A 24,996-nucleotide genomic window follows, 5' to 3' on the forward strand; every position below is an offset into this window, starting at 1 on the left:
CAAAGCGGCACGCGGTGCGACGTGATCCGAAGGAGATACGGGAGAGGGCACGGGTCTCTGCCTTTCGCAGCGGTGGACGGGGGAACGTGCAGCACGGGGGGCGAGCGTGATCAGTAGGCACCGTCGTTCATCCGGCGTCGCCGCTCCCGAGACGCGGCTTCAGCATTAGAGGCTTGTGCGGTGCGGGCGCGTCCAGTCGAAGTCGAGGCGGGCGTGCCGCTTCATGAGGGTGCGGGCGCCCTTCTCTTCGGTGTCGCCGCCGAGGCGGGAACGGACCGTCAAGCGGGGAGCGTCGCGGATGTGGTGGTCGCGGTCCCAGGCGATGACCTGCTGCGTCATCTCCTCAGTCAGTTGTTCGGCGGCCGGTCCGTAGGCGTGGATGCACCACTCCCATGTGGAAGGGCCGGTCTGCTGGAGGAGCAGGCGGGCAAGGGAGTTGTCTCGGACCACTGCTGCCGCGTCCCAGCCCTTGGCGCGCTGGACGACCCCGGTGTCGAGTTCCGGGTCGACGGCCAGGCGGCAGAAGCCGTCGATCGTGGTGGCGAGCCACAGCATGAGCTTGTCGAAGGGGGTGTTGCCGGGCATCGTGACACCGGTCCGGCGTTCGAGCCGCGGTGCTTCAAGGGCCCGTGTGAGCTGCTCGGCTTCCGCCGTTCCGCCCTCGGGGAACCGCACGCGGATTTCGCCGCCGCGCAGGGACGTGACGTCTTCCACCTGCGCTCCGGCACCTTGCATAGGGACGAACCCGCACACCGTGTAGGAGCGGCTGACCAGCTCATGGCCGCGCTTCTCGAAGGCGATGGCCCAGCTGTACCCGTGGATGGTCAGTGGGACCACGAGGCGCCCGCCCTCAACGAGCGAGGCGATCCAGACCGGCGGGATGTCGGGGGCCTGGGCGGTCACGATGATCGCGTCGAGGGAGCCGTTGTCGGTGAAGCCGGGAGCACCGTGCTCGCCGTCGCCCAACACGACACACACCCGGTCGTACCCGGCGGCGGGCAGGAACCGTGCCGTGCGCTCGACGACGAACGGATCGATGTCCATCGTGATGATCCGACCGTCGGGGCCGACAACTTCCTGCATGAGGGCTGCGTTGGGGCCGTTGGAGCCGATCTCCAGCGCGGTGTCGCCGGCGCGGAGGGCGGCCTCGCGGAGCATGACGGCCTGCAACCAAGGCGCCGAAACCGTGCTGGTGGCCTTGCCGTTGCGGTTGTGCTTGGTGGGGACGACTGCGTCGGCCGCGGCGTATACGGTCTCCAGGTCGACGCCGGGGAGGAAGAGGTGGCGACGTACACGCCGGAAGGCCGTCTCGACGGAGGTGTCGTTGATGTAGCCCTGGTCGATCAGTTGGTCGGTCATCTTCTGGCGCAGCTGGTGACTCTCGCGCACCCGCTCGGGGGCCTCTGGCGCCACGGGCTGGCGGGCGAGGGTGCGGTGCACGGGCGGCAGGTCCCGGATGAGGCCGGGCCAGGCGATGTCCAGGACGTGTGCGCTCGGGGTGAACAGTGTGCCGGCGAGGGCAGGGACGTCGGCAGGCCAGTGCCATTCCCAGCGGCGGAACAGGTGGGGTTCGGTCACGGTCGGGGTGCCCTGGTGCGCTGTGACGCGGACGGCGGCGGTGAGGCGCGGGATGTCGTGCGTGGTGTCCATCAGGACAGCGAGCACCTGGGCGTCGTCCGGTGAGGCTTGCAGGCTGGTCTCTTCGGCCAGCTCGCGTACGGCTGCCTGCTCGAAGGACTCGCCTGGGTGGGGCTTGCCACCTGGGAGTTCCCAGACTCCGCGTACGGACCGGCCCAGCAGCACGCGGCCCTGCTCGTCGGTGACCACGACACCCGCGCCGATGAGGCCCTGCGGCGTAGGGCGCCGCTTGTCGGCGAAGGACAACGGCGTCGTGGTGGGCTCCTGGAGCACCAGCACGGCCATGCCGTCGGCGTCGAACCGGTTGGCCGTTGTCCAGCCGGCTGTGACGAGGGCGATCTCCTCTTCGTCGAGGGCAATGTCATGCCGGTCTGCGGGGAGGGCGCTCGTGAGCGGCGTGATGATGCAGATCCTGCCGCCGGGGCGGAGATGCTCACGCAGGCGGTTCGACAGCCAGGTGCGGTCGCGGAGGAAGGCATAGCTCAGGCGAAAGATGATCAGGTCGTACGCGTCGTGTGGCAGGGCGGCGAGGTTGTCGTGTTCGATGTCGTGCTTCAGGAAGCGCACGGCGACGCCCTCCGGGGCCTGAGCGGCGGCTCGTTCGATGGCCGCCTCCGCGTAGTCGACGGCGTCGACCACATACCCCAGCTCGTGGAGATAAAGGGCGAGTTCACCCAGGCCGCAGCCCACGTCCAACGCGACGGCGGGGCCCTGCGGGCGCAGGACGGTATCCAGTACGGCGCGTTCGGTGTCGGTCAGGGCCCGGAAGCTCTCGCCGCGGGCGTAGTGGTCGTGCCATTCGTCCTGCTGCGTGTATCCCACCGAGGCTGCTCCTTACGGTCGAAGGGGGATGGTCAGGCGCGCTGGGTGCGATGGAAGCGGCGCAGGGTCCGCCGACCGCGCTCGACGACTTCGGGGTCGTTGTGTGTTCACGTTGCCTCCTCCGCCCGGGGGCCGAGCCCGAGGGCGGCTTGCGGCATCGTCTTGAGCGTGCGCACGGAGGACAGAAGGAAGAGGACCGGTGGCGCTGTCAGGAAGACGGCGCCGACGACCAGGGCCCACCACACACCCCACAGGGAGCCGGTGACACCGGCCACGGCGGCGGCCAGTGGTCGTGATCCGGAGGTGAGCCAGGTGCTCACCGCCTGCATCCGGGCCTGCATGTGCTCGTCGGTGATGACCTGTCGGATCGATCGCTGCGTGGTGCCGGCAGCGGCGGAGCAGAAGAGCTGTACGGCCAGGGCGGCTGTGATCATGAGTTGCCCGCCGAGGCCGGGAGCGGCCATCAGCAGCGGGAGCTGTGTGAGGGGCAGCAGCACCAAGGCCGCGAGCATCATCGCGCCGGGACCGAATGCCCGGGTCAGGCGTGGGGCGAGGAGCGCTCCTGCGAAGCTGCCGCAGGCCGCCACGCCCATTGCGGCGCCGAAGGCGGTCGACCCGAAGCGCAGTTCGCGCAGCAGGTACAAGGCCCAGACCGTGTTCATGATGCCCAGCGCGAAACTGATCACCGCGTTGGTGATCGTGAGCGTGCGCAACGTGGGATCGGCGAACACGTAGCGCAGGCCCTCGCGGATCTCGGCGAACTGCTGGCGATCGCGCTGGGCGGGCGGCGACTCCGTATCGGGGATGCGGGCGATGCACCACGCGCTGACCGCGTAGGACAGGGCGTCGGCGGTCACCGCGCGGGCGGCGCCCAGAACGCCGACGAGGAACGCCCCGAAGGTGCTGCCGGCGGTGGTCGCCAGCGAGAAGACGGCGCCGATCCGGCTGTTGCCCTGCTGGATCAAGGAGCGGTCCAGCAGGCTCGGCAAGTAGCTGATGGCCGCGGCGTCGTGGACGAGGGCGGCGGTGGCTTGGACGAAGGCGACGCCCATCAGCTGGTACAGGCTCAGCATGTCGAAGGCCGCGGCGAAAGGCAGCGTGGTCAGGGCCGCGACGCATACAAGGTCCCCGTAGATCATCAGGGGGCGCTTGCGACGGTGGTCCGCCAGAGCGCCCACGTGGAGCGCGAACACCACGTTGGGCACCTGGGCGAGGAATGTGATCAGCGAGACCTGGCCGGTGGTCGCGTGGAGTTCGACCACGGCCAGGTAGGGAATGGCCACGCTGCTTACGGAGCTACCGGCCACACTGGCGGATTCCCCGAGCAAGTAGAGGCGGAAGGAGCGGTGCCGCCACAAGCCGCTGTTCTGTTCGGCTGGCGCGGATGCCTTCCCGCCGTTGTGTTGGGGCTGATCACTCGGGGAGGGCGTCTGGCCTTGCGATGCGGAGGCTGTCATCGCACCTCCGTCTCGGGCGCGCTGGCGAGGTAGCCGGCGGCTTGGAGGGCGAACATCGAGGCGTATTCGCCGCCCAGCTTCATGAGTTCGTGGTGCGTGCCGGATTCGATGATTCGGCCCTGGTCGAACACGTAGATCATGTGGCAGTCGACGACGGACGCGAGGCGGTGGGAGATCAGCACGGTGATCCGGTCGGCGCGGTGTTCACCACGTAGCACGGCCTGGTACACCGCGTGCTCGGCCTTGGGGTCCATGCTGGCCGTGGGCTCGTCCAGCAACAGTACGGGGGCCTCCTTGTACAGGCCCCGGCCGACCGCGATCTTCGCCCACTGGCCGCCCGACAACTCTTGTCCGTCGCGGAAGCGCTTGGACAGCACCGCTCGCCAGGTGCTCGGCAGTGAAGCGATGACGGCCTCGGCGCCAGAGGCCCGTGCGGCGGCCAGCGCCCGTTCGGGGATCGCCTCGGTCAACGTGCCGCGGGAGACAGTGAGGTTCGCCAGAGCCGGGAAGGGGAAATGAACGGGGTCCTGAAGCACGGTGGCGACCTGGGACTGCACGGACTCGCTGTCCATGTCCATCACGTCGACACCGTCCCAGAGGATCACCCCCTTGCTGGGGTCGTGCAGACCGGCGATCAGGCGGGAGGCGGTGCTCTTGCCGGAGCCGTTGAGGCCGACGAACGCGACGGTGGTCCCTGCCCGGAGCGTCATCGACACCCCGTCCAGCGCGGAGGTCTCGGACCCCGGATAGGTGTAGGAGACGTCGCGGAGCTGGATCTCCTTGACGGCGGCCGGTGCTGTCAGGCCGGTGCGCCGGGGCAGCAGCTTGCGGCACTTGTCCTGGAAACGCAGCAGGTCATCGACCCACATGGCGTGTTCGTAGACGAGGTGGGCGACCTGGACGGCCTGGGTCATCGATGAGCGGCTGCTCTGGATGGCCAGCACCGCGCCCGCCCCGGCGGCCAGCGGCAGCCACTCGTTGATCAACATGGCGCACAGTGCGACGTAGGTGATGCCGGTGCCGATCCCGCCCACGGCCTGGCCGATCAAGGACAGGCGGGCGGAGCTGAGACCCAGGCGCGTGTCCTCGTCCGCGATGTGCTCGGAGAGCCGGTGATGCTCGGCCAGCAGGGCGTGTTGCGCGGTGTCGGAGCGCAGTTCGGCCGCCGAGTCCCGGTCCAACAGCAGCCAGGAGAAGACGTTCACCCGGCGCTGGAGGGCGTTCCACCGTTTGAAGCTGTGAAACCGGGCGCGGGCTGCGGAGACAGCGGCGGCCCCGACCGGCAGCACGGACAGCGGCAGCAGCGCGATCAGTAGCGGATGGAGCACGGTGATGACGCCGGCCGTGCCGACCAAGCCCAGCAGCGAAGACGCCAAGGTGATGATCTGGCCAACGATCTGCCGGGCATAGAACAGGCCCCGGTCGCGGGCTCTGTACGCCTCGTCGTGCCAATCGGCGTTGTCCACCACCTCCAGGCGGACGTGCGCGGTCAACTCCAGAAACTCCCGCTCCAGCGCGGTGCGGATCTTGGGTGTCAGCCGGGCCTGGGCCACCGAGACCCCGTACTCCAGCAGCGCCCGGATCGAGAGCACCACTACGACGACCACGAGCTGCGGGGCGGCGGCCCGGATCCGGTCCGGGGTGGGTCCCGCGGCCACGACATGTTGGACGACGCCCACGGTGGCCACCAGGCCGAAGGCGAGCATGGCCGCCGAGGCCAGCTGCATCACGACCAGCCGCACGGTGGCCCACCGGTCGGTTGCCCAGGCCAGGCGGCCCACTTGGCGGACGATCCGTGGCAGCCGGCCCAGAATCTGCCCGACTGTAGCGCTGGCCGCCGCACCGTCGTATACGGACCAGTACGCCTCCTTCAGGTCACCGGTGATGTCGCCGTCGATGTCCGTTTCGAGAGAGGCCGGCGGTAGGCCGAGGGATTTCTCGCGGGGACGAGGCACTCCGGCCGGTGTTTCGTCGGTGGGGCTCGAGTTGAGAGGAGCACTCATGCGCGCTCCTCAGCCGGTGACGGGACCTCGGCCTGGGTACGGGTCGGCAGCGCCCATTTCAACGAGCCACTGCCCGTGTCGGAGGTGACGTGCTGGGCCCCGTCGGCCGCGACGTCCAGACGATACGAGGACGGCTTGCCCGCCTCCACCCACCGCGCATGGACCTCCTCGACTTCGGCCCAGATCGGCCGTACGCCGACGGACTCGGCCGTCCAACCGCCGTCTGCCGCAGGGCGCACGACAACCCATGAGTCCTCGTCGGGGGCGACGAGGGTCAGGTGCTCGGCCTGGTAGTCCCGCACCAGCCCAGGGGCGAGATGATCGAGGGCGAGCCAAAAGCCGTAAGCACCGTTCTCTGGCGGAGCCAGCATCGTGCTCCGGGACGTGCCGGACTCGGCTGCGATCCGCTCACGGTGTGCGAGCACGCTTAACCACTGCAACCCGTACGCGGGGCGATGACCGCTGCGCACCCCACGCAACGTGGCCTCCACCCGCCCCTTCGGAGTCTTCTCCACCACGGCGCACCCCGGCCAGCTCGGCGACCGGGTCGTGATCGTAGTCAACAGCCGACCACCAGCGGCCAGTTGATCCAGCCACTCCATGGGGAGGGCTTCGACTGCAAAGCCGGACAGCACTCTGTGGTAGGGGCCAAGGCCAGGCGCCCCGAGATAGCCATCCCCGACGATGGCGCGGGGCCGGAGGCCGAGCAACTCCAGGCGTTCGAGAACCGCTTGGACCAGATGCGGGTCCCGGTCCACGAGCACCACCCGCTCCGACCCACAGATCAGACAGGCCAGCATCCCCGTGACCCCGGCACCGCTGCCGAGATCAAGGAAGGACTGTCCACGCTCAGGCTGTAGTTCGGTAAGGAAGGCGGCGGTCATCCGCATCACGCTGGACATGGATGTCATCCGCCCGCCAGTCACCATGCCACGCCGCTGTCGGTCCAGACGCTCACCGTCGTGCTGGACGCGGATGCTGTCGCCGCCGTACAGCACTTTGATCCACTCGTCGAGGTCCTGCGGATGCGAGCCATCGAGCAGCTTCCACACGCCCGGTTCGACATCGTCGGGCACCTGACGGACGTAGGCCCGGGGAATCAGCACGTCCAAGCGCAGAGCGAGCAGAGCTTCGCGGACGGTCGGGTTCAAAGGCTGGGCCGCTTCCAGTCGAGTGACCATCTCCTGACGAGCGTGGGTGGCCTGGGGATGCTCCTGGGGCACAGGAGGGGGAGGAGACGTCGCGGTGTGGGCAGCGGCGGGCGTGGGCTGGTGCATGCGGGCCTCCAACGAGCAGGTCGGGTGAGTGACTGGCGAGGGTGAGGTTCGTTCAGGACTCCTTCGGCGTCGTCAGTGCCGTGCGGTGCGACAGCGGGCGTCCGTCGGGCCAGCCGAGTTCGGTGTACGTGCTGCCGGCGGCGATGCCTTCGAGCGCGGCCTTGGCGTACGGAACGATCGGCAGGGGCAGCGCGGCCTTCGGCCACCAGGCCCATGCGCTGCATTTGTCCGGCTCCATCAGCTGTGGCTCGCCCCTCCAGCACGTCACCCGGAAGATCAGCTCCATGAGCGGCCGGGGATTGTCGGGGTCCAAGAGATGCACGGTGTGCACCAGGTCAAGGTGTTCGGGGGCGAGGAGGAGACCGAGTTCCTCCTCGGCCTCGCGGACGGCGCACTGCTTGACCGACTCGTGCTCGCAGCACCCAGCCGGAAAGTGCCAGGTGTCAGGTGCGAACTGCGCGTCAGGGCCTCGCAGGCCGAGCAGAACCTCGTCGTTGCGCTCGAACAGCAGGTGGGAGCCGATCAAGTTCAAGGTGGTTGCCATCAGTTCTCCTTCACGAGGCGGAATCCGGGAGGCTGTAGTCAGGTCGGCCACGAACCACGCGCGGTTCGTGGCCGGCTCGTCTACGTGGAAGCGCCCCGTTGCAGCCAGCGGTCGACGACGGCCCGCAGGTACGGCGGCATCCGGTAGCCGCCCAGCTCCTGCGCGGGCACGAATCGCAGCTGACGGCCCTCACCGAGGACCAGGTCCTCCGGAGCGCCGTCGAACGGCGCGGCGAAGACGCTGATCAGCTGCTGTGAGCCGCTGAGGTCCCACACCCGATCGACCAAGCGGGGCTCGCTGACGCGTAGCCCTGCCTCCTCCCACAGCTCACGGACCACGGCCTCCTCGGGAAACTCCGCGTCCTCCAGCGCACCCCCGAGCAATGACCAGAACCCCGGCCAGCAGGGCGCCTGCTCGTCACGCTCGTGGAGCAGCAACTCACCACTGGTCGGCCGGTAGACGATGGCGACCGCCCCTTCGGCCAGCGCGCGGCCGTTGACCAACTCCACCGCACCCGCGCCCGAGGTGCGCGCTGCCAAGCACGCCTGGATACGGGGAGCGATGCCATCGGGCAGCAGTCCGGGCAGGTCGTCGTCGCTGTCCACAAGCCGCCATTGCGCCAGTTCGTGCTCGGGCAGCCGGATCGAGGCCAATTGCTGCGCGGACAGCACCCCGCCGTCGTAGACGTGGACGACCTCTGCTGTGTGTTGCTTCCGGATCCAGTCGGTGGCCAGCAACGGTCCCACCGGCACGCTGATCCCCAACTCCTCCTGGACTTCGCGCACTGCGGCCTGCCGCGGCGTCTCACCGGCATCCGAGTCGATCGCGCCGCCGGGCAGCAGCCACCGCCCGTCGCTACGGTAGACAGGGCGCACGATCAGGACTCGCCCGCCGGGATCCGTGAACAGCACCGCGGAGGCGGTCAGAGCCTTCGGCCGTACCGCAATGTGATCCGCGGGCCCGAGACCGCCGTCCTGCTCCAGCCGAGCCCGCTCTGCCGGCGTCAGTCCCGTTGGCGACCCCCGGTGGGGTACGCCTTCCTCCAGGTGCGCGACGCCGCCCGCGCGAAGGGCCTTCACACCAGCAGTCACGCGGCGACCGACACGTTGGGGAAGCCGTTCGGCTGCCTCGCTGGGGGAAAGCCAGTGCGCGGCGCTGACCTCCCCGTCGGCGAAGTGGAGACGGGCGATCTGTTCCTCGGTGAGTGGCCCGACGTGGAAGACGTGCAGGACCACGGTGCGGCCGTAGCGGTCCGCGGGCACGTGGTCGACGGCCAGTAGCCGCCCCACAGGTACGTTGTCCAGGCCCAGCTCCTCCGCGATCTCCCGGGCAGCACCCTGCCGCGGTCCCTCGTGGGCCAGGACCATGCCGCCGGGCAGTCCGAAGAAGACGCCATCGCCGTGGTCATAAGGGTGCTCAACGACCAGGACACGGCCCAACTGGTCGAAGACGAGGGCCGTTGCCGACACCAAGGGCGCTGGTAGCAACGCGTAGTGATCACGCTGGTCGGTCTTCACTGGGTCGCCGTCTCGCAGATGCGCGGTGCTCGACCCGCCCTCGGCGTCCAGTGCGGCCCGCACCCTTCGCCGCAGCTGCTCCGGGAAGCGGGCAAGGGCCTCTGGCACGGGTACGTACTGCGCCGCGCGCACCTCCTGGTCCTGGAGCAGCAACTCATCGGCGTGAACGGGGCGTTTGAGGTGCACAGCGTAGATGGAGGCGATCAAGGTGCGGCCGTAGACATCCTTGGGGACCGTGTCGAGCGCCAGGAGCCGACCAACGCGCGCGGGGAGCGGTCCCAGCTCCTCATGGATTTCACGCAGCAGCCCTTCGACTGGTCCTTCGTCGCCGAGCATGCCTCCCGGCAGGTCCCAGCCGTCCTTGTAGACCGGATCGACGATCAACAGGCGGCCGGCCTCATCACGGATCAAGGCATCCACGGCGGCTACGGGCGCGGGGTGCGTTGCCAGGTACCGGGCAAGGTCCGGATCGGCCGGCGACAAGGACGTATCCGCACGAGGCGCATCGAGGAAGTCACTCATGCCGAACCCCCTCATCGGCTGCGACACAGATGTTGGCGCGCGGTGAGCCGGTGACGAACTGCCGCAGCAGCTCACGCGTGAACGGGTGGACGTCCGTGGGCGGCTCCCCGGGATCGGCCCACACGAGCGCGGTGTGCCGATCCGGCTCGCAGTTGCGCGGCTCGCCCGTCCAGGACTGCGTCGTGAACAGCAGCGCGAGGCGACGCTGCCCGCTCGGGGCGAGGAGATGCGCGGTGCAGCTCAGTTCGAGGTCCTCGGGTTCGACGAGGACGCCGACCTCCTCACGAACCTCACGGCAGGCACCTTCGTCGTACCACTCGTGATCTTCAAGGTGCCCTCCGACGATGGTGAGTTGGGCGTGATACTCCGGTTCGGCCCGGCGCAGCAGTAGGACGCGGCCGTCCTGCCGGTACAGCAGGACCAGGACATCGACAACGCTCGTGTACGGCGTGGCAGGCGTGGTCATGCCAGCGCCCCCAGACGTGCTCGTCCTCGGCGAACACTTCCGCCTGCGGCAGCATTCGAAGCAGGGCCGGGCCTGCCTCCGAACCGGGTTCCGGGAGGAGGGAGGGGGCGCATAGGTCGCCCGGCAGGACAGCTCTGTTCGAAGGTCCGCTGAGTCCGGGTGCTGTGCGTGCCGTAACGCATGACGCCTCCTGTTGACGCGAATCTCGGACAGGTGCTCGGACTAACGGCCTCGGTCGGGTCACGTTCGGGGGTGCCGAGAGCGAATTTTTCGAGTAAATGTGCGAATGTGGCGCATTGGTCCCGTGTGGACTGACCTTGGCGTCTGTTCGATCACGCAGATGGGTGTCCGACCCAGAAACGAACACGATCTAGTGATTGCACGGCTCTCTGTGCGGGGTGTGTCGGCTTACGCAGAAGCCTCCTGCTCCAGGGAGGCGTTCCAGCGGGCGAGGGCGTGTTGGTCTGGGGCGAGCAGTGGAGCGACGGGCCGGCTGAGGTAGCTGTGCTCGACGAGGTAAAGGCCCGCGGTGCCGGCGTAGCCGGGGAACAGCTCGTTGAGGCGGGCCATGACGGTCTGCGGTTCGGCGTCGTCTGCGTCGAGGAGGCAGCGGGCGAGGATCTTGCGGTTCCACACGTCGATACCGAAGACGGCCGGGTCGCGTGAGGCGTGGGAGGCGATTACCGCGGCAGTGTAGGGCCCGACTCCCTTGATTTCCTGGACGGCCTCCATGAGGTTTCCGGCGGCCTGGAGGTCCTCAGTGCTGTGGTCACGGAAGTAGGCCGCGTAGTGCGGCATGCTCTTTGCGCGAAAGCCCAGCCGGTCCTTTTCCTTCAGCGTCTCGGGCGGGACATGGGCGATCTCGTTTGGAGTGAACCAGGCCCGCAGCGTGATCCCGTCGAAGCGGACGAGATGGCCGTAGTGGACCAGCAGGTTGCGGGTCATCTGGGTGGTGCGGGCGATCGTGACGTTCTGCAGCAGCAGGGCGATCACGGCGATCTCGAAGTGGTCCTCGGGGCATGACTGCCGCATCCCGCCCAAGTCTGTGAGCGCCTGGCGCATCGCGGGCACACGTGCCGCGAGTTCCGTGAACGCTGCCTGGTCTTCGTCCAGGCCGTATGAGGAGACCAGTCGGCGGGCGAGCTGCTGACGGTGATCGGACTTGAAGTCCGCGTCGGTGTAGACGTCGGCGATGACCGTGCGGTCCTCGGCGCGTAGCCGGACACCGATGACGAGGTCGTCGATGCGGAAGGTGCGCCAGCTGCGGGCCTGGGTGTGGGCTTCGAGGCCGGTGGCGTAGTGGGACGGCTTCCAGAAGGTGTGCAGGGCGTTGAACGGGCCGTCGCCGGTGACGGGGAGTTCAAGGGTGTCGGTGTGGTCGAGGGTGCGGGGTTTCACGTCATGCTCCTGGGTGGCGGCCGTGGGTCGATCGGAGGCGGGAGTCGTCGTGCGGTGGGCCATCGGGCGGGGCGGGGCCACCGGTCGCGGCGTCGTCGTAGAGAGCGAGGGCGCGGCGCAGCTGCTGGGCGAGGGCCGCTCGCAGATCGGCGGGCTCGACGACTTCGACGTGGGGCCCGTAGCTGGTGACTAGCGGAATGAGCCATTCCCAGCGGTCGACGAACAGCACGATCGACAAGAATCCGTCGTCGTGTTCGCGGACGCGTGAGGTGGACTTCAGGCTCAGGCGTAGCAGCTCGTCCCGAGCGTCAGGGGACACTCGGAGGGTCACGCGGATATCGCCCTTGCCGTAGTCCTCCATGGTCTGGGTCCACCAGTCTCGGACGGAGAAGCCTTCGGGATAGGCGAAGGTGAGGTCGGTGGGGTGGAGCCGGTCGACCAGGTTGAGCCGGAAGCGGGTGGGGTCACCGGTGGTGCGGGCGGCGACCATGTGCCACTCGCCTGCCTTCCAGACCGCCCCGTAGGGCTTGAGCAGGGCTGTTTCCTGATAGCCGTCCTTGGTGCGCCAGGTGGTCTCAAGCGCCGTCGCGGTGAGCATGGCGGTGCGCAGGACTGGCAGGTGGCCGGAGCCTTCGTCGCGCCAGTACCAGTCGGCGGTGTCGAAGTGGATGCGCTGGGCCAGGCGCCGGATGACGTCCTGGACCGTGTCGCTGACGCCCGCCATACGGGCCCTGTCCTCTGCTTCTGCGTCCGGGTTGGGAGAGTCGAGGAAGCCGAGGACGTAGAGCCGCAGGGCGTGGTCGGAGTCGATGGTGAGCGGGTCCAGCGCGGTGTCGGCGGCCAGCCGGTAGCCGCCGGTTTTGCCGGGGGTGGCTTGAACGGGGATGCCGGCGGCGGTGAGGGCGGCCATGTCGCGGTAGACGGTGCGTTCGGTGACACCGAAGCGGGCCGCGATCTCCGGCGCGGGCACGTTGGTCCGGCTGCGGAGCATGTGCACGATGTTCAGCTGTCGGGCCCGTGCGGCGTCGACCATCAGCGCACTGCTCCCAGGGGGAAGATCTGGCCGGTGGTGTATGACCAGTGCGCGGAGGTGGCCAGCTCGATGCAGGCGGCGGAGACCTCGTCGAGAGTTAGGGGTCGGCCCCAGGGCAACTGGGCGAAATATCTGTCGGGGTCGGTGACGCCCTTGAGCGCCATGACGTGGTGAGCAAGGGGCGATTCGATGAGCGAGGGGGCGAGCAGGTTGACCCGGACGCCGTGTTGCTCCTCCTCTTTGGCCACCGTGACGACGAGCGCTTCGAGAGCGGCCTTTGCCGCGGTGTAGGGGCCGTTGTTCGCGCGAGCGGCCTGCCCGGCGTCTGACCCGATGGCCAGGACCGACGTTTTGTCGGACCGAGCCCGGTGGGCCACGGCGTGCCAGGTGCGGACAAAGCTGAGGGTGTTGGCCTCGTGGACGCTCTGGAACTCGCCGATCGGGGTCTGGGCCACCGGCCGCTTGCTGGAGGGTGCCCCGACGCAGGCGAAGACCGCGTGCAGCCGACCGGACTGCGTGTCGACGGCGTGCCGCAGCGCCTCGGTTGAGGCGTCGTCGGCGGCGTCGAAGTGCACCCATGTGCTGTCCCCGTCTTGCCGGGCGGGCCTGGGGACACGGGTGTTGTAGGTGGCGACGACCCGCCAGCCTGCCTCGCTGAGCCGGTTGTGGATCGCAGCGCCCAGCGCCCCGCTGGCGCCGGTGACGACGACCAGCGGGGCACTGGTGGACGGGGGCGGGGTCACCGGGTGCCGGCCTCCGGCTGCGCGGGTGCGTCGGGATGGTCCGTGTCCCACATTTCGGCGAACCGCATCTGCTCGTCGGGGATGTCGAAGAGCGCCCCGATGCTGCGGGCGTGGGTGATGGCTCCGGTGTCGCCGCGGGGGATGTCGACCACCGTGTGCGGGAAGGCGACCAGCATGCGCTCCTCGTCCAGCAGGTGCGCGTAGTACAGCCGCGGCTTCAGCGCGCCGGCCAGCTCCAGCGCGAGTGCCGCGGCCCGCTCGGCCGGCACCGTCAGCTCGATGATCTCGATCGGGGTGTGCTCGTCCAGTAGATGCGGGTAGCGGCGGTCCTCCATGCCGGAGAACGCTGCGGGGAGCGAGCCGTTGGCAAGGCTTTCGGTGATCACCACGGCGCGCAAGGTTGGGCTGGCCACGTTGGACAGGGTCCTCTCGGTCTAGTGGTAGGGGAAGGTGAGGGTCTCGAACACGGTCCGGCCGGTGCACAGCGCGAGCAGCCGCTCGATGCCGAGGCCGAAGGTGAAGGTGTCGGCCGGGTCGCAGTCGATGTCGGCGAAGAAGTCGACGGGCCCCTCGTCGGCTGGAACGCCGTGCAGCTGGGTACGCAGGGCGATGTTGTTCTCCACCATCGGCCGGTAGTCGTCGGCCGTGCGGAGTTTCACGCCGCCGTCGCAGATCTCGATCCCGGCAGCTATCAGGGAGAACCGCTGCGCTCGGCCGGAGGAGTCCACGCGGGAGTTGTGCCGCAACTCGTAGGGAAACCCGTACAGGACGATGGGGGCGGTCACGGCTTCCTCGACGGCGTGCTTGACGAAGTCCTCCATGACCGCCCAGTCGGATTCGCCTGCCGTCAGGCAGTGGCCGGCCAGCCAGTTCCGCGCCGCCGTGACGAGTTCAGGGCCGACCGGAGCTTCCGGCAGGTTCAGTGCCTCCGCGATCGCATCGTCCACCGTGCGGGTGGTGATCGTGGAGAAGTCGATGCCGCCGGGGGGCTGCAGCGTGGCGAACGCTGTCTGGACGGCGTGCTGGACCAGCTCGGTGACCAGGTGGATGCCGTCAGCCAGAGTGATGTCCCGGGCGGCGGTCTGCAGCATGGTGAACTCGATCGCGTGGCTGTCATCCGCTCGTTCGGCCCGGATCGCCTTGCCCAGGTCGTAGACACGGTCGACGCTGACGACCAGGCGCCGCAGGTGCTCCTCCGCCGAGTGCTTGAGGTGGAAGCTCTCCCCGGTGAACGGATGGCGGGTGGAGAACTGCGGAATCGGCGCGCTCTCGCGCGCCGCGCACAACACCGGTGTGGCTGCCTCGGCGTAGCCCGCCTCGTGCAGCCAGGCCCGCACGGCGCGCAGCAGATCCGCTTTGGCCAGCAGCAGGTTCCGCTCGTCGGGGTGCTGCTTGAGCAGCGTGCCGTACAGACGTCGTTCCTGCTTCGGGATGGTCATCACTACTCTCCTCCCCGGGTTGTCCACGGGGAGGTGATGGTCAGGGCGTGCTCGGCGTCGCTGTCGAGGAGGACCTCGGCGCCGATCGGCAGGGTGTTCTTGAGCGGGGTGTGGCCGAACGGCAGTCCGAAGGCGATGGGGAAGGCGTACTCGGCGCACAGGTCCATGACCATCTCGTGGGCCCCCAGTCCGCCGGAAGGCTCGCAGTTCACCAGCTCGCCGACGACCATGCCGGCGATCTGGTCGAGGACGCCCCGGTCGCGGAGGTGAGTGAGGGTCTGGTCCAGCAACTCGACCGGCTTGAACGCGTCCTCCCACGCCAGGACAGCACCGTTCCAGTCCGGCTCCCATACTGTGCCCAGCAGGCACCGCAGGGAGGACAGGCAGCCGGCGACCAGGTGCCCCTGGGCGGATCCGGTGCGGGCCCAGGCGAGCGGCGCATCGATCCGCGCGGCCCCGGTGTCCCCGGCGAGGACCGAGGCGAAGTGGTCGCCTGTGGCGGCGGGGACGTCGTCGGAGCCGAAGTCCCACAGCACAGCGGGGCCGTGGAAGGTCGGCATGCCGGTGCGGGCGGTGATCGCGTTCAGCAGCAGGCTCGGGTCGCTCACTCCCACGATCGGCTTGGGGTGCGCGCCGATGAGCGCGTAGTCCAGGCCGCGCAGCAGCCGGTTGGCGCTCTTGCCGCCACCCGCGCATACCACCGCGTCAATGGCGGGGTCGGACATGAAGGCGTGCAGGTCTTCCACGAGTTGCGCTTCGCTGCCGGCGCGGTAGCCATCGCGGGTCGCGGCGTGGGCAGCGATGACGGGTTCGTAGCCGCGGCCACGCAGGCGCTCCACGCCGCGGTCGAAGATTTCCGGATGCGCGGCCGGTTCGGGTGCGGACACGGTGACGATGCCGATACGGCCGCCCTTGGCGAGGGGCGCGGGCAGAAGTCGGGCGATGCTCAACGGGTTCTCTCCTTAGCTGTGGGACCGGGCAACCCGCGCACGATCAGTGGTGGGCCGGGTGCACGGGGTGACCGTAGGGGGTGCTAGCGGGCGGGTGCCAGCCGCATACGGGTCTCCCGCCTGGCCCGGGCGGCGGTCGCCTCGCTGGTCCAGGGGGTCAGAGAGGTGTAGTAGTCGAACGTCGACCAGTCCTCCAGGGACGCGGGAGGGGTGAACCCGTGCTGGAGTGCCTGCTCCCACAGCGGTGTGCCCGGATAGGGGGCGAACAGGTGCACACGCGTCTCGGGTTCCGGGTCCAGCTGCCGTAGCTCGCCCATCAGGGAGTAGGTGTCCTCCATCTCCGCCTCGGTCTCGTCGGGGAACCCGACGATGAACGTGTAGGAGCCGAGGATGCCGTGCGCGGCGATGTCGCTGGCCACATCGAGGATCTGCGCGCGGCTGATTTCCTTGTGCACCACCTCGTTCAGGACCCGGTCGTTGCCGGACTCCACGCCCATAAGCAGCCGGGAGCAGCCACTCTCGGCGATCCGCTCCAGCAGCGGGAGCTTCGCCCGGCGCGCCTTGAGGATGTCGTTGGGGTTGATGCTTGCCGCCCACCGCAGCTCTAGGCCGCGGTCGATCAGGCCGTCGCAGAACCCGATCGCCCGCCTCAAATTCACGAACCAGTCCGCATCGTAAAATTTCACGCCGTTGATGCCGTAGGCGGCCTGCAGAGCCGTGATGTCGTCGAGGAGGTCCTGGGCGGCCATCGCACTGTACTTACGCTGGTAGGTCAGTTCGAAGCAGAACCGGCACCTGTACACGCACCCCTTGCTGGACACGTAGTTCAGCGTTCGGGAGGCCACCGTCGGGTCGTCACGGATGTACTTGGCGACGTCCAGCAGCGACCACGGGTAGGCGCCAAGATTCCCGGTCCGCGGCGGGTTGACCGTCCCGCACACCACGCACCCGCCGTCGTCAATGCGCAGGCCCGGGACCAGGCGACGCGGGGTGCGGCCGAGGAGCGCCTTCACGTACTCGACCATGGAGTTCTCGCCGGGCCCCTGGAGGACGGCGTCGACCAGCGGATGCGCCGCGGTCTGCTCGGGCTGCACATTCACGTGCGGACCGCCGAAGACGACCGGGGGAGAGAACGGGTGTTGCTTGGCTGCGCGCACCATGTTCAGGGCGTGGCCGATCTGGCCACCTCCGGTCATGATGCTCACCCCGATGCACACGGTGTGCTCAAGGTGCTCGTCCAGGAGGCGATCCCATGCCGCCATGTCCTGCTGGTTGCCGTCGAACAGCACCACGTCGACCAGGCCGCTGGCCATCAGCGGTTTGGCGAGCGTGAGCAGCGAGAAGGGCATCCAGTGGTAGACGTAGTCCTTCTCATGGTCGATCTTCGGGTAGGCGAGGATGACGGTGGGCCGGCCGGTCGTCTCCTGCCGGGAAGCAGGGATGGCCGGGGACTGGGTCAGGCCGCCTGGCAGCCCCATGTAGACGCTCATCGGCCGGCCTCGACCAGATGCTGGGGAGTGGCGTTGCCGGGACGGAAATAGGAGGCGGCGTACATCTCGAAGGCCGCCTCCAGCTGTGCGACCAGGCCCTCACTGTCGCCCTTCTCCAGCAGCGGGGCGAGGTCGACGGTGACGTCCTCGCGCAGCAGGCAGAACTGCAGTCGGGCATCGGCCGTCAGCCGCAGGGCCATCAGCGCGTCGTGGCAGGGAAACAGGGGACAGCCCCGGCAGACCGATCCGTACCAGGCGCCGGCGTTGGAGTCCTTGATCACGACCTTGGTGCCCGAGGGCATCGTGAACACGGTCATGGGGTGACCCAGGCCCCCCTGCTGGAGGACTTCCTCGTCGATTGCCCGCACCCGCAGGTCGCCGGCCAGCTCCTCGAGCGGCACGTACAGGTCCGGCAGCTGAAGGTGCCGCTTGATTTCCAGGCGTCGGGCGAAGCTCTCGCTCGATTCGTTGAGGTCCTTGATGATGTCGAGAAGTTTCACGCTGTGAACGCCGGCCTCCTCGCAGAACTCGATCAGGGGATCGATCTCCTGGGAGTTGATTCCGGACATCACCACCACGTTCACCTTCACCGGGACGCCGGTGGCGACGCACGCGTTGATTGCCGCCAACACCTCGGCATGGTCGTTGACGCCGCAGATTTCCCGATGGAGTTGTGGGCTCAACGTGTCCAGCGAGACGTTGAACAGAGTCACCCCCGCCTCAGCCAGGGCCGGTGCCAACTCGCCGATCCGCGGGTGCCGCGAGATGACCTCGATCTCGCGCATGCCGGCTTCCTGCCGCAAGCGCCGCACTGCGTCGACAAGCGGCTCGTACAGCGCCGGGTCTCCACCGGTCAGCTTGATGGCTTCGACGCCTTGGCCCCTCGCGGCGGCGGCCACGGTGATCAGGTGGTCGGGGACCAGATCCGTACCCGACTCGGTAGCCACTGCTTCACCCGAGGGGCGGCAGTAATAGCAGCTTCTCCTGCACCGGGAGTTCACTGTCACCCGTAACTGCGGTTTGCGCATGTCACCCATCCCTCGGACATCGCTGACATTCACGTGCACAGCCTTCCGGCCCCCCTCTCTGGTCAGCAAGAACATGGAGAAGACTCGATGTCAGGGTTTGCTCGACCTGAACGCCAAACCATGACAGGAGCATCGACGCGGCTGGTCACGGTAGTTGGCACTCGGTAGGGCCCGGGGCTGGGCAGGCCAGCCGTCTCACCCGCAACACCTGATCACTTTCGGCGCCGCCTTCGTCGCGGCGCTGGAGTCGTCTACTGGTCACCTATGACCCGGCGCGGGACTTTGCTGGGCGGGGAGGGGAACCGCGGGGAGCTAGAATCCCGCGCCGGGGGCTTGCACCACAGGCGGTTTGTCACCACCCGGTGGTCCAGGTCCGTGCCGCCGGACCACCGGGCGGCCGTCTAGGTAGCGGCGTTGCGCAGGGCGAGGCAGGCCAGCGGTCCGCGCAGGTCGTAACGGACGGCCTGGGCCCATCCGCTGGTGAGCGCGGCGATGTCTTCTTCGGGTATCCCGCCGGGTTGCCGGGCGTCGTCGGAGACGACGGGGATCACCGCGTACATCTGTCCACCGGGGCGCAGCCAGTGGTCGCGGACTCGGCGGACCCAGGCGGTGGGGTCGGTGAGGAAGGGGAGGGTCAGTCGGCACACCACTAGATCGATGTGGCCCCGTGGCAGGGTGGGCGGGTCGCCCTGGTTGAGGTCGTGATGGTGGTAGCGGACCCCGGGCAGGGGCGTGCGGCGCGCGGCGTTCAGGGCGGTGTCGGCGAAGTCGATGCCGGTGACGTTGTAGCCGAAGCGGTGGAGCTGACGACTGAAGGCGCCGTTCCCGCAGCCCACGTCCACCGCGACATGCCCGCCCTGTATCGGGAAGTGCCGGGTGAAGAGCATCAGCTCCCGGTCGGTGATCAGCTGGTAGCTGCGGCCTTCCGCCTCCCAGGCGTTCCAGACCGCGGCCGAAGGGTTTGTGATCGAGGTCGTCACGCCGCCGCTCCCGTCGCTACCCGTTCGGTTTCGGCCCGGTCGGCCACGCCGGTCTCCGGCTCGCGACCATGCCGAAGCCGTACCGCGTGCTGTGCGGCGGTGAACGGCGGCAGCCCGACGGTGACGCGGCGGGCGTCGAGGTGTTCCGGCTCCCGGATAGGCAGGGCCTCCACGCCGTCTGGGCCGAGCCGGTGCTGGGTGCCGTACAGCTGGGCGTGTCCGGCGTTGATGCTGCACCGGTCGTGCAGGTGGGCCCACTGCTGGATCGTTGCCTCGCCGTGCTCGACGGCGGTGGTCAGCAGGCGCAGGGCCAGTCGTTGGAAGTCCGGGAGCGTGTCGGCGCGCAGGGCGAGCTGCCAGGCGGCCTCGGCACCGTCCTCGCCGACCAGGCTGCGCCCTGGCCACCCGTTGGCACCCATCACGCGCCGCAGGACCAGGGCGTTGGCATGGTCGATGTGCAGGCCCATGGAGATCTCGGCCTCGCTCAGCAGTCCACGGAGGAGTTTGCTGCGGTGCTCCCGTGCCGTGGTGGCTCGGTTGATCAGGTCGCGGGCGATGTCCGGCCGCTGCGGTGGCGTCGTCACAGATCATGCTCCGAACTGGAGGACGGACAGGAGTTTGCGGGCGGTGGGCATATTGATGTCGCCTAGGGCGCCGGCGGCAGTGCCGTCGCACCGCAGGCAGTGGGGGTGGAAGAGCAGGTCTAAGAACCCGCGGCCGGTCGCCGTTGGAGCCCGCCCCTCGTCCTGCGCCACGGGTGGGCAGGTGCCCGGCAGCAGGCCGGGGCGGGTGCTTGGGGGAGAAGGTGTCCCTTCGAGAACACCACCGGCACGAAGGCCATCGTGGTCGGCTAGCAGGGCGTGCAAACGCCTTGCAGGATCTGCAAGGGGCGGCCCGTGCAGGTTGTCAGCGCGGGGGCCGCAGGCCGCTGCCGCGCGGCCGGCGCGAGGAACGCAAGTTGCCGCCTCGCGACCGGAACGTCACGCCCGATTCGGCCAGGCGTCGGTGAACGTAGCCGTACGACCGTCCCGACTCCTCCGCGAGGGCGCGGATCGACGCACCTGCGTCGTACTTCTTCCGTAACTCCGCGGTGACGCGATCCTGTTGCTCGGCCTTGAGCCGCTTGCGGGGCGCGGGCCAGGAGAAATCAGACACAGGCTTCGATCTCCTCTTCGAGGTTGACGATGGTGACGCCGCGCAGCTCGCGCACGAGCTGCGAAGCCAAGATCCAGGGCGTGAGCCGCCGGTCCCTGTACGAAAGGGGCGGGACGTCGTCCTCTGCGTACGTCTTGATCGGCTCGGGGGCCTGGAGACCCCTGCTCTGGTAGTACGTGCCGAGCACCCCGTACAAGGCCGGTACCCGGGCGCGGAGGGCGACGACGCCCTCCTTCAAGAGGTGGCCGCACTGCTCGGACGCGATGCCCGCGTGCTCCAGGCAGAGCGGCGGCTGGGCGGTGCGGTACCCCTCGATCCAATCGGTCGACGTGGCGTCGGACGGCGGTGAGGCGAGGAAGAGATACCCCAGGGATGTCCGGCTGGCTTGCTGAACGCAGCCCTGGCACAGCAGTTGCTCCATGCACTCCCGTTGGCGTGCCGGGTGCACGTCGCGCCAACGGGGCTTGCCGAGCAGGGTGTTGCCGAGGCGGTTCTGCGAGCATCGGGCCCAGAGGACGCCTCGGGCGTCCCGGTCTCTCGGTCCTTCGTCCGCGTAGTACAAGCCGCCGTTGGGGCCGGGCCTCGCGCCCAGTATCGACGCCGAGGCGGGTTCCTCGTTGGTGCGGGCGGTGATGTACGGGACGAACGTGGGCCGAGCCATCAGCTGGCTCACGCCGGGACCGCCACGGGGCGGTGCGGTGCGATGATCTGCCCGTTCGGCAGCAGCTCGCCTGTGTCCTCGAAGAACAGGATGCCGTTGCAGAGCAGCGTCCACCCTTGCTCTGGGTGGCTCGCCAGGGCTTGCGCGGCCTCGCGATCAGAAGCTTCTGCGCTGGGGCACGGCGGGTGATGCTGACACATCGTAAGTCTCCGGAAGTGGGGCTGGTCAAGGTGATGTTCCGGGGGTGTCGCTGACGGGCCCGGCCCGGGTCAGGGCAAGCAACCGACTGGCGGAGTACAGCAGGATGCGCAGCCGCCGCCGTGCCGTGTAGTTCCGGCTGGCGTGGGTGCCGCTGATGAGATCGTGCGCATGCTCGACGACGCTCTTGGCCGTGGTGTTCGCACTGGAAGCGTTGAGATGGGCCTGGCAGTACGGCAGAAGGTTGGTGATGACCGCCTCCACCCTCGGCACGTCCAAGCCGACCAGGTTCTCGGCATCCGGGCGGTTCAGGGATGCGCGAGCGTCGAGGATGACCTGGCGGGCTTCCTCGCGAAGGATCGCAAGCTCATCACCGGGCTCATCACCCCACACCGCGGCGGTGATGGCCTCCAGCAACGTCATCCGGGTCACGACGGTCCTCCCCGCATAGCAGTTCCAGCACGGGAGTCTTCCGGCGGCCCGTCCTCGGTCTGTCCGCCGTCCTGGTCCAGGTGGCACCAGTAGATGCGAGGCAGCGGTTTCACGCCGGCCTCCCGCTGGCGACGATGGCGCCAAAGTCCGGAAGGGGGGCGTCGTCGTCCTCGGCCACCATGTCCAGCAGCTCAAGGATCAGCCAGGCCAGGCGGCGGGCGTAGGGATTCGTGGGGGCGAAGCCCTTGGCCGATCCCTCTTCGTCCAGACGGTGTGCCCGGCCCACCTTCTGTACCAGGTCCTTGTCCGGGTGGCCCCGGGCCAATTGGAGGGCGTCCGTCACGAGGGGCCAGAGGCAACCTCGAAGGCGCGGTACGAGGAGCTGCAGGTCATCGGCATCCAGCGGGACAGCGCCCAGGCCGAGGACCTTCTCCAGGTCGTCGTCCACGTCCTCCTTGATGAAGGAGTCCTTCAGCGCGCTCAGCAGATCCAGCAGGGAGCCGGGGCCGAGACGGCGCGCGGGTTCGACGTTCATCTCGCGCGCGGTCTCGGCGCTCCTGACGGGCAGCGGGGGGTGACCGGCATTCATGCAGCGGCCTCCTTACTGCGGGCGCGGAGTTCGATCCACACGTCCTTTCCGCTGAGCGTCGGGTCGGCGCCCCAGGCATCGGCTGTCCGGGAAAGCAGGAACATCCCGCGACCGCTGGTGCTGAACCAGTCCGGCTCCAGGACGACGGGCAGCCGGCTGCTGCTGTCGCTGACGGTGACGCGCACGCCGTCAGGCAGGCGTTGCAGGGTGAGGACGCAGTCCGGGGACCCCGCGTGCTTGGCCACGTTGCTCAGCAACTCCGTGGTGCACAGGCAGGCGGGAGCGGTGAGCTCGTCACGTCCCCACAGCCGCAGGTGCGCACCGAGGATTCGGCGGACGCCCGCGAGACCCTGGGGTCTGACGGTCAACTTCTGCTGGTACTGCTTGGTGGACGACGGGCCGGAACCGGACCGGTTCCCGTCGGGGGCAACAGGCGGGTTACTGCTTGATGAGTACGTGGTGCGGGGGGTGGGGGTCATCAGGTCCTCCGGGGGGTGAGGAGCACTGTGCGAGCGACCACGGCGGCCTTCTTGCGCAACGAAGAAGCGGGCGCCGGCCTGTCCGACTGCGGCCGGACCAGGCGACTGGCTTCGGCAAGGCACCGAACGAGCTGGACCGGGGCGGTCAGGAAGGGTGCCAAGCCGGGCGTGAGGTCATCGTCCGGCGGCTGGAGCCAACGCGAGGTCGAGGTTGCGGTCGGCGCCGAGGCCGGGACCTGGATCATGTGGTTCCGGCCCAGGCAGGCCGGCCTGCGCGTGTGAGGCCCCCACTCCGGGGTGGAGACGAGTTCGCTCCACCGGGTGCTGGTGCCGCAAGGCACGAGAATGACGCCGAGCCTCAAGGGCGGGAAGACCAAAGCGGGCCCCAGAGGCTGTTCGTAGCGCTCGAGGATCCGGTAAGCGGCCTCCACGAGCGGTCGTTCGGCCAGCACGACGTCGAAGGTGACCCCGGTCCGCAGACGGCGCGGCAGCGCAGGGTTCAGCGTCCAGGCGGTGGCCGCTGTATCCGGATGCGGGGCGGCCTTTGCCAACCACGAGGTCAAGCCATGACTTTCGACCTGCGGCGAACTGCGCGTCTCCATCGCGTACTCCCGGGTCGGCCTCATCGGCACACACAGTGCGTGCGGCGTGACCCAGTGCAGCGAAGAGGGGAGGAGTGGGCCAGCCCCTTTCGCCGGAACCCTGGCCCCCCTTTGCCTCCCTTCGCCCCCTCCTTTTGCCCCTCCTTTTGCTTCTACCAGCACCGATTCCGGGAGGAAGCCTCCCTGGCCCGCGCTCGGAGCTACTACGGTGAGTCGGAAGCAAAGGACCGAGGGGTGCCCACCGTGCAGCCGAAGCCGAGAAACGTGCATCTACGAGGCCGTCGGCGTGCCCGGAACCGTACGCAGGAGGAGATCGTTCGCGATCTCATCGGGTTCGCGGATCGGCTGCACGCGGCAGGCGAGATTCGGAAGCGGCTGTCGCTGAGCGTGAAGCAGTACGCGAAGTGGGAGACGTCGCCGCCGCCGTGGCCCCACCCGGAGACCAGGGTCGTGCTGGAGAAGTTCTTCCAGTGCCGGGTGACGGACTTGGGGTTCACCCCGCCCCAGGACGAAGAACCTTCGACCGCCGGCCCGTCGGTGCCTCCTGGTGCTGGAAGCGAACGCGGCAAGCCGGCCCGCCTCTTTGCGGGCGCTGCCTCGTTAACCGAGGAGAGCCCGCCGTGGCTCGCGCCTACCATTCCCGACCAGGGCGGCGCGTCGGACTGGCGCATTGGCGAGGCGGAGGTCGAGCTGCTCCGTACTGCGGCCGACGATATGGACGCGATCGACCAGCAGTTCGGTGGCAACCGCCTGTGGCGTCCCACCCGCGCTCATCTCCTGTGGGTCCACCACATGATCGACCGGGGCATCTACGACGATGAGCTGGGCCGACAGCTCCACACCGTCTCCGGCCGGCTGACGACGAGTCTGGGCTGGTTCTGCTACGACGCCGGCCGCCAGGACGATGCCCGGAAATACTTCTCCGAGGCGCTGAACACGGCACTCTTCACGGGCGACGACATCCTCGCGAGCCGCACGCTCAGCAATATGGCGAGGCAGGCAGTCGATCTGAACAAAGGCAGAGAGGCCGTCCGGTTCGCGCGCCTCGCCCAGACACACGCCAAGGAATGGGCGGCGCCCCACCGGGTGGCGGCGCTGCTCTCCATCAGGGAAGCGCAGGGCCACGCCCGGATCGGCGACGATCTCGCCTGCGAAAAGGCCATCCGACGAGCCTGGCGTGCCTGGGAGCGAGGCGTCGACGATCGCGATCCGGAGTGGACCCTCTTCCTCAACGAGGCGGAGCTCACGTGTCTTGAAGGTATGTGCCGCCTTGACCTGGGGCAGAACGGCCGGGCACAGAAACTCCTCGCCCATTCCGAAGCGCTCCAGGACATCGCGCACTCCAGGAACCGGGGAATGTGCCTTGGCCGACTGTCGGCTGCTGCTCTCGGAAACAGAGACGTCGACCACAGCGTGGCCGCGGCGACGGAATCCCTACGGCTCATCGAGAGAGGGATGTCGTCCGCCCGTGCCATGAACCAGCTGACCATCGTGCATAACGGGCTGGCCCGCCACCGTCGAAAGCCCGAGGTACGAGACCTGTTGGACCAGATCCGCGAACGCGTCGCGTGAT

General features: G+C 68.7%; 25 protein-coding genes. 1 reads left to right on the top strand and 24 read right to left on the bottom strand.

Features of this window, described 5'->3' with window-relative positions; translation table 11 throughout:
- Positions 1-165 precede the first annotated feature (165 nt).
- The 24 genes from fxlM to ACMATS_RS25240 all read right to left on the bottom strand — a co-directional run bounded on the left by fxlM (position 166) and on the right by ACMATS_RS25240 (position 23,423).
- The gene (fxlM, locus tag ACMATS_RS25125; RefSeq protein WP_414169154.1) at positions 166-2,460 is read right to left on the bottom strand and encodes a methyltransferase, FxLD system; all 2,295 of its coding nucleotides are present in this window, start codon (positions 2,458-2,460) and stop codon (positions 166-168) included.
- 107 nt (positions 2,461-2,567) lie between these two features.
- On the bottom strand, positions 2,568-3,917 hold the full coding sequence (locus ACMATS_RS25130; RefSeq protein ID WP_414169155.1) for an MFS transporter: 1,350 nt from the start codon (positions 3,915-3,917) through the stop codon (positions 2,568-2,570).
- Positions 3,914-5,920: an ATP-binding cassette domain-containing protein gene (locus ACMATS_RS25135; RefSeq protein WP_414169156.1), complete on the bottom strand. Its 2,007-nt coding sequence runs from the start codon at positions 5,918-5,920 to the stop codon at positions 3,914-3,916. Before ACMATS_RS25135 ends, ACMATS_RS25130 begins: the two co-directional genes overlap by 4 nt.
- Entirely contained in the window at positions 5,917-7,101 is a 1,185-nt protein-coding gene (locus ACMATS_RS25140) for a protein-L-isoaspartate O-methyltransferase family protein (RefSeq protein ID WP_414169157.1), read from the bottom strand. The genes ACMATS_RS25135 and ACMATS_RS25140 overlap by 4 nt, the downstream gene beginning before the upstream one ends.
- A 148-nt stretch (positions 7,102-7,249) precedes the next feature.
- Positions 7,250-7,741, bottom strand: coding sequence for an NUDIX domain-containing protein (locus tag ACMATS_RS25145; protein ID WP_414169158.1), 492 nt, complete (start codon positions 7,739-7,741; stop codon positions 7,250-7,252).
- Between the two features lie 80 nt (positions 7,742-7,821).
- Positions 7,822-9,780: an NUDIX domain-containing protein gene (locus ACMATS_RS25150; protein WP_414169159.1), complete on the bottom strand. Its 1,959-nt coding sequence runs from the start codon at positions 9,778-9,780 to the stop codon at positions 7,822-7,824.
- Positions 9,773-10,246, bottom strand: coding sequence for an NUDIX domain-containing protein (locus ACMATS_RS25155; RefSeq protein ID WP_414169160.1), 474 nt, complete (start codon positions 10,244-10,246; stop codon positions 9,773-9,775). The genes ACMATS_RS25150 and ACMATS_RS25155 overlap by 8 nt, the downstream gene beginning before the upstream one ends.
- Positions 10,247-10,654: 408 nt before the next feature.
- The gene (locus ACMATS_RS25160; protein ID WP_414169161.1) at positions 10,655-11,644 is read right to left on the bottom strand and encodes a hypothetical protein; all 990 of its coding nucleotides are present in this window, start codon (positions 11,642-11,644) and stop codon (positions 10,655-10,657) included.
- Between the two features lies 1 nt (position 11,645).
- On the bottom strand, positions 11,646-12,677 hold the full coding sequence (locus ACMATS_RS25165) for a helix-turn-helix transcriptional regulator (protein WP_414169162.1): 1,032 nt from the start codon (positions 12,675-12,677) through the stop codon (positions 11,646-11,648).
- Positions 12,677-13,420 carry an SDR family NAD(P)-dependent oxidoreductase gene (locus ACMATS_RS25170; RefSeq protein WP_414169163.1) on the bottom strand — a complete coding sequence of 248 codons (744 nt, stop codon included), beginning with the start codon at positions 13,418-13,420 and terminating at the stop codon, positions 12,677-12,679. The genes ACMATS_RS25165 and ACMATS_RS25170 overlap by 1 nt, the downstream gene beginning before the upstream one ends.
- Positions 13,417-13,833 (bottom strand): hypothetical protein, encoded by a 417-nt coding sequence (locus ACMATS_RS25175; protein WP_414169164.1) that lies wholly within the window; start codon positions 13,831-13,833, stop codon positions 13,417-13,419. The genes ACMATS_RS25170 and ACMATS_RS25175 overlap by 4 nt, the downstream gene beginning before the upstream one ends.
- Before the next feature lie 21 nt (positions 13,834-13,854).
- The gene (locus tag ACMATS_RS25180; RefSeq protein WP_414169165.1) at positions 13,855-14,859 is read right to left on the bottom strand and encodes an amino acid--tRNA ligase-related protein; all 1,005 of its coding nucleotides are present in this window, start codon (positions 14,857-14,859) and stop codon (positions 13,855-13,857) included.
- A 2-nt stretch (positions 14,860-14,861) separates the two neighbouring features.
- Positions 14,862-15,809 carry a S66 peptidase family protein gene (locus ACMATS_RS25185; protein ID WP_414169166.1) on the bottom strand — a complete coding sequence of 316 codons (948 nt, stop codon included), beginning with the start codon at positions 15,807-15,809 and terminating at the stop codon, positions 14,862-14,864.
- Positions 15,810-15,892: 83 nt separating this feature from the next.
- On the bottom strand, positions 15,893-17,299 hold the full coding sequence (locus ACMATS_RS25190; RefSeq protein WP_414169167.1) for a B12-binding domain-containing radical SAM protein: 1,407 nt from the start codon (positions 17,297-17,299) through the stop codon (positions 15,893-15,895).
- Positions 17,296-18,402 carry a radical SAM protein gene (locus ACMATS_RS25195; RefSeq protein ID WP_414169168.1) on the bottom strand — a complete coding sequence of 369 codons (1,107 nt, stop codon included), beginning with the start codon at positions 18,400-18,402 and terminating at the stop codon, positions 17,296-17,298. Before ACMATS_RS25195 ends, ACMATS_RS25190 begins: the two co-directional genes overlap by 4 nt.
- 326 nt (positions 18,403-18,728) lie before the next feature.
- Positions 18,729-19,307 (bottom strand): class I SAM-dependent methyltransferase, encoded by a 579-nt coding sequence (locus tag ACMATS_RS25200; protein WP_414169169.1) that lies wholly within the window; start codon positions 19,305-19,307, stop codon positions 18,729-18,731.
- Complete coding sequence (locus ACMATS_RS25205; RefSeq protein ID WP_414169170.1) at positions 19,304-19,891, bottom strand: DUF6624 domain-containing protein; 588 nt, start codon at positions 19,889-19,891, stop codon at positions 19,304-19,306. The genes ACMATS_RS25200 and ACMATS_RS25205 overlap by 4 nt, the downstream gene beginning before the upstream one ends.
- A 322-nt stretch (positions 19,892-20,213) precedes the next feature.
- Positions 20,214-20,462, bottom strand: a complete 249-nt coding sequence (locus ACMATS_RS25210) for a helix-turn-helix domain-containing protein (RefSeq protein ID WP_414169171.1) — start codon at positions 20,460-20,462, stop codon at positions 20,214-20,216.
- Positions 20,455-21,135 carry a hypothetical protein gene (locus ACMATS_RS25215; RefSeq protein ID WP_414169172.1) on the bottom strand — a complete coding sequence of 227 codons (681 nt, stop codon included), beginning with the start codon at positions 21,133-21,135 and terminating at the stop codon, positions 20,455-20,457. Before ACMATS_RS25215 ends, ACMATS_RS25210 begins: the two co-directional genes overlap by 8 nt.
- Complete coding sequence (locus ACMATS_RS25220; protein WP_414169173.1) at positions 21,132-21,323, bottom strand: DUF5999 family protein; 192 nt, start codon at positions 21,321-21,323, stop codon at positions 21,132-21,134. The genes ACMATS_RS25215 and ACMATS_RS25220 overlap by 4 nt, the downstream gene beginning before the upstream one ends.
- Before the next feature lie 25 nt (positions 21,324-21,348).
- Positions 21,349-21,744: a hypothetical protein gene (locus ACMATS_RS25225; protein ID WP_414170791.1), complete on the bottom strand. Its 396-nt coding sequence runs from the start codon at positions 21,742-21,744 to the stop codon at positions 21,349-21,351.
- 118 nt (positions 21,745-21,862) lie between these two features.
- Positions 21,863-22,342, bottom strand: a complete 480-nt coding sequence (locus ACMATS_RS25230; protein ID WP_414169174.1) for a DUF6415 family natural product biosynthesis protein — start codon at positions 22,340-22,342, stop codon at positions 21,863-21,865.
- Positions 22,339-22,710, bottom strand: coding sequence for an ATP-binding protein (locus tag ACMATS_RS25235; protein WP_414169175.1), 372 nt, complete (start codon positions 22,708-22,710; stop codon positions 22,339-22,341). The genes ACMATS_RS25230 and ACMATS_RS25235 overlap by 4 nt, the downstream gene beginning before the upstream one ends.
- Positions 22,711-22,820: 110 nt before the next feature.
- Positions 22,821-23,423, bottom strand: a complete 603-nt coding sequence (locus tag ACMATS_RS25240; protein ID WP_414169176.1) for a hypothetical protein — start codon at positions 23,421-23,423, stop codon at positions 22,821-22,823.
- 234 nt (positions 23,424-23,657) lie between these two features.
- On the opposite strand from ACMATS_RS25240, the gene ACMATS_RS25245 reads away from it, so the two are divergent.
- Positions 23,658-24,995: a hypothetical protein gene (locus tag ACMATS_RS25245; protein WP_414169177.1), complete on the top strand. Its 1,338-nt coding sequence runs from the start codon at positions 23,658-23,660 to the stop codon at positions 24,993-24,995.
- The last annotated feature ends 1 nt before the right edge of the window (position 24,996 follow it).

Origin of the sequence: Streptoverticillium reticulum, from assembly GCF_047456005.1 — a bacterium.
Taxonomy (GTDB): Bacteria; Actinomycetota; Actinomycetes; order Streptomycetales; family Streptomycetaceae; genus Streptomyces; species Streptomyces reticulum.

Bases quoted from the DNA above. Each gene is read 5' to 3' on its own strand.
- ACMATS_RS25130 (WP_414169155.1), bottom strand. From the start codon at position 3,917: ATGACAGCCTCCGCATCGCAAGGCCAGACGCCCTCCCCGAGTGATCAG.
- ACMATS_RS25135 (WP_414169156.1), bottom strand. From the start codon at position 5,920: ATGAGTGCTCCTCTCAACTCGAGCCCCACCGACGAAACACCGGCCGGA.
- ACMATS_RS25140 (WP_414169157.1), bottom strand. From the start codon at position 7,101: ATGGTCACTCGACTGGAAGCGGCCCAGCCTTTGAACCCGACCGTCCGC.
- ACMATS_RS25145 (WP_414169158.1), bottom strand. From the start codon at position 7,741: ATGGCAACCACCTTGAACTTGATCGGCTCCCACCTGCTGTTCGAGCGC.
- ACMATS_RS25150 (WP_414169159.1), bottom strand. From the start codon at position 9,780: ATGAGTGACTTCCTCGATGCGCCTCGTGCGGATACGTCCTTGTCGCCG.
- ACMATS_RS25155 (WP_414169160.1), bottom strand. From the start codon at position 10,246: ATGACCACGCCTGCCACGCCGTACACGAGCGTTGTCGATGTCCTGGTC.
- ACMATS_RS25165 (WP_414169162.1), bottom strand. From the start codon at position 12,677: ATGGTCGACGCCGCACGGGCCCGACAGCTGAACATCGTGCACATGCTC.
- ACMATS_RS25180 (WP_414169165.1), bottom strand. From the start codon at position 14,859: ATGACCATCCCGAAGCAGGAACGACGTCTGTACGGCACGCTGCTCAAG.
- ACMATS_RS25190 (WP_414169167.1), bottom strand. From the start codon at position 17,299: ATGAGCGTCTACATGGGGCTGCCAGGCGGCCTGACCCAGTCCCCGGCC.
- ACMATS_RS25195 (WP_414169168.1), bottom strand. From the start codon at position 18,402: ATGTTCTTGCTGACCAGAGAGGGGGGCCGGAAGGCTGTGCACGTGAAT.
- ACMATS_RS25220 (WP_414169173.1), bottom strand. From the start codon at position 21,323: ATGTGTCAGCATCACCCGCCGTGCCCCAGCGCAGAAGCTTCTGATCGC.
- ACMATS_RS25225 (WP_414170791.1), bottom strand. From the start codon at position 21,744: ATGACGTTGCTGGAGGCCATCACCGCCGCGGTGTGGGGTGATGAGCCC.
- ACMATS_RS25230 (WP_414169174.1), bottom strand. From the start codon at position 22,342: ATGAATGCCGGTCACCCCCCGCTGCCCGTCAGGAGCGCCGAGACCGCG.
- ACMATS_RS25240 (WP_414169176.1), bottom strand. From the start codon at position 23,423: ATGGAGACGCGCAGTTCGCCGCAGGTCGAAAGTCATGGCTTGACCTCG.